A 2,711-nucleotide genomic window follows, 5' to 3' on the forward strand; every position below is an offset into this window, starting at 1 on the left:
GTAAACTCTATTTACAGCGAGTCTTAATTATCCGCCTGGATGTTCCGACCACCGCGCGCTGTGGGCGACCCGAACGGACCGGCCGGCAGCGTGCCGGCCGAGGACAGGCGCCGCCGATCAGGCGTGCTTCCGAGAGGCCGGCACCTTCTCAACGAGTAGCTGGTATGGCCGTGGCGGCCGGCCGACCTTGCTCGACCGCGCCGGTGGCATCGGCCAGGCCAGCCCTTCGTCGACCAGAGTGTGCAACATGCGCCGGGCAGTGCGCAGGGTGACCTCGAGCATGTCGGCCACGCGCTCGGCGTCGACGACTCGCTCGGTGTCGCCTTCCGCGTCAAGTTTCTCGGCCAGCCGGGTCAGGACCTCCACGGCCTTGGAGTCCTTCACCGGCGACGGCGCTGTGGACGGCGTGCCCTGCTGGCGCGCCGCGGGAAGCTGGAGGACGGTCTCGCCCGGGCCGACCAGGTATGCGGTTCCGCCGCCGGCCGCGGATGCCTTGTCCACCGCTGCTTGAGCGTTGAGCTCGGCCTCCCGGGTAGACCGGCCGAGGCCGATGCCCAGCTCGAGCTGGATGCCCAGCTCGGTGGAGATCCGTCCGAGGAACGGCGCGACGTTCAACTCGTCGGTCGCCATGTTCAGCGACCCCATGGTGGTGACGATCAGGTAGCTGTGCTCGTCCCGGACGAGGACGGCAGCGTCCATCGGCCGAGCGTCGCGCAGCAGCTCGCGATGGAGCGAGAGCTTCAGCTCCTGGTACCAGTAGTTGCTCGGGCTGGCGTGTGCCGGCAGTGCTCCGCTGGGCACCCGGACGATCATCGTGACAATGCGGGACTCTTCGAGCCGGGCCCCGCTACCCACCAGCGTCGCTGTCTGTAGTGCATGGCGGATGGTCACCCCGGCGGGTGTCATCTTCAACGACGGTATAGACGCGTCCGCCAGGGCGGCGGCGACGGTCGGCACGGTGGTGACGGCGCCCGTCGTCTCGCCTCGTTCGAAAAGCTCACGATGGAACTCCAGGAACGCGGTGGCCGACTCGGGCCCCACATACGGCTGGACACGCACGTCGCGTGGATCGAGGCCGATCTCCTGGTAGGCGGCGTGCACGTCGTCGATGGGCACGGAATCCAGGCTGATTCGGAGCGGATCGAAGATGCCTTCGAGAGTGCCGCGAAGCAAGGTGCCGTAGAGGGCCGAGCCGCCGACCGGGACGTATGTCGCCGGCACCGGCAGATCTCCGTGCCGGGTGGCGACGTCGTACGGGAGAGGGCCGGCGAACAGGCAGACGTCCACGCGCGAGGCGATCTTCATCGCCTGGGCGTGCGCTTCCTGCTCGTCGCTGTAGACCGCCGCGATGAGTCGCCAGGAGGTGTTGCCGGACTCGCGGGCCACCGCCATGATGCGATGCACGATCTCGTCGGCACCGACCACGCCGACGGTGATCTCCTCACGCGTACCGTTGCCCGGTTGGTGCATGATCCGCTCCTGCCTGCATCGTCACCCGTAGCAATTTTGACACGTACCTATTGTGCCGTTCAGGACAGTCCGTACGACGAAGCATGCGGGCCGCACGTGTCGAGCATGCTCGGACCGCCTAGCGTACTGATGCCCGGCAGTTCTGCGGTAGTGGCAAGCATAGGTGCTCCGGTAAGGGCAGCCTGAACGACGAGCCCGCAGCGAGGACTGGAACGATGCGGTTATGCGGCTTGATCACGTCTCTTACGCAGCTGGTCCGGATGGGCTCGACGCGACGGCGCGGTGGTTGGCGGGCGAACTCGGGGTCGAGTTCGTCGATGGTGGTCTCCACCCCCGGTTCGGAACCAGGAACCGAGTATTGCCGTTGATCGGCGGTCACTATGTCGAAGTCGTGTCGGTCCTCGACCACCCGGCGGCCGATCAGGTGCCGTTCGGCCAGGCTGTGAAGACCCGCTCCGACATGGGCGGCGGCTGGCTCGGCTGGGTGGTGGCGGTCGATGATCTCGGCCTGATCGAGCAGCGGCTGGAGCGGCTCGCGGTGCAGGGCAACCGGAAGCGCCCGGACGGCTTCGAGCTGCTGTGGAAGCAGATCGGTGTCAAAGGCCTGATCAATGATCCACAGCTGCCGTTCTTTGTGCACTGGGAGTCGGACCCGGACCATCACCCGTCTGCTGGTGGCCGGGACGTGCAGCTCACCGGGTTGGAGATCGCCGGCGATCCACACCGGGTCGCTGAATGGCTCGGGGAGCCCGAGTCCCACCCGCTCGAGGACGTCGACGTGGTGTGGAACAACCGCAACGGCCAGCCGGGCCTGCAGTCCGTCAGCTTCCGCACGCCGAGCGGCCTCGTCACCATCTAGCACCGCCCCGCGTATCTCTCCGTGCTCGGCGTGACCCCTGCCTGGCCGACGTGGCAGCCGTAAGAGGTTTTCTCGTGCACCACCATGCCTGCAGACATGTGGGTGCACGAGAAAACCTTACTCAACGTGATCATTTTGGGGGCGTCAGGCGTCGCGTTTCTTGAACAGCGTCCACGCCACGATGAGGATGATCAGTGTGAAGGCCGCGAACACCCCACCGGATGCCCAACGGTCGAGGTAGTCGAAGTCGGGACCATCGTCTGGGTTGTAGGGCTGGACGGCGACGAGGCGAGCGCCCGCGCTGAACGGCAGGAACTTCAAGATCGGCTCGAGCCAGTCCAGGGCGGCGACCATCGATAGGCCGGAGATCAGGGATTCGACG

General features: G+C 66.5%; 2 protein-coding genes and 1 pseudogene. 1 reads left to right on the top strand and 2 read right to left on the bottom strand.

The annotated features are described in order from the left end of the window. Positions 1-117 precede the first annotated feature (117 nt). Positions 118-1,470: a transcriptional regulator gene (locus tag ELR45_RS25620; RefSeq protein ID WP_129668874.1), complete on the bottom strand. Its 1,353-nt coding sequence runs from the start codon at positions 1,468-1,470 to the stop codon at positions 118-120. Between the two features lie 223 nt (positions 1,471-1,693). Between ELR45_RS25620 and ELR45_RS25625 the strand changes: the two genes are divergently transcribed. After that, a complete protein-coding gene (locus ELR45_RS25625; protein WP_129668875.1) occupies positions 1,694-2,329 on the top strand; it encodes a VOC family protein in 636 nt (211 codons plus the stop codon). Between the two features lie 144 nt (positions 2,330-2,473). Here ELR45_RS25625 and ELR45_RS35815 read toward each other — a convergent pair. After that, a pseudogene (locus ELR45_RS35815) lies at positions 2,474-2,711 on the bottom strand (hypothetical protein); the annotation flags it as partial.

Origin of the sequence: Phytoactinopolyspora endophytica (assembly GCF_004138495.1) — a bacterium.
Lineage (GTDB): Bacteria > Actinomycetota > Actinomycetes > Jiangellales > Jiangellaceae > Phytoactinopolyspora > Phytoactinopolyspora endophytica.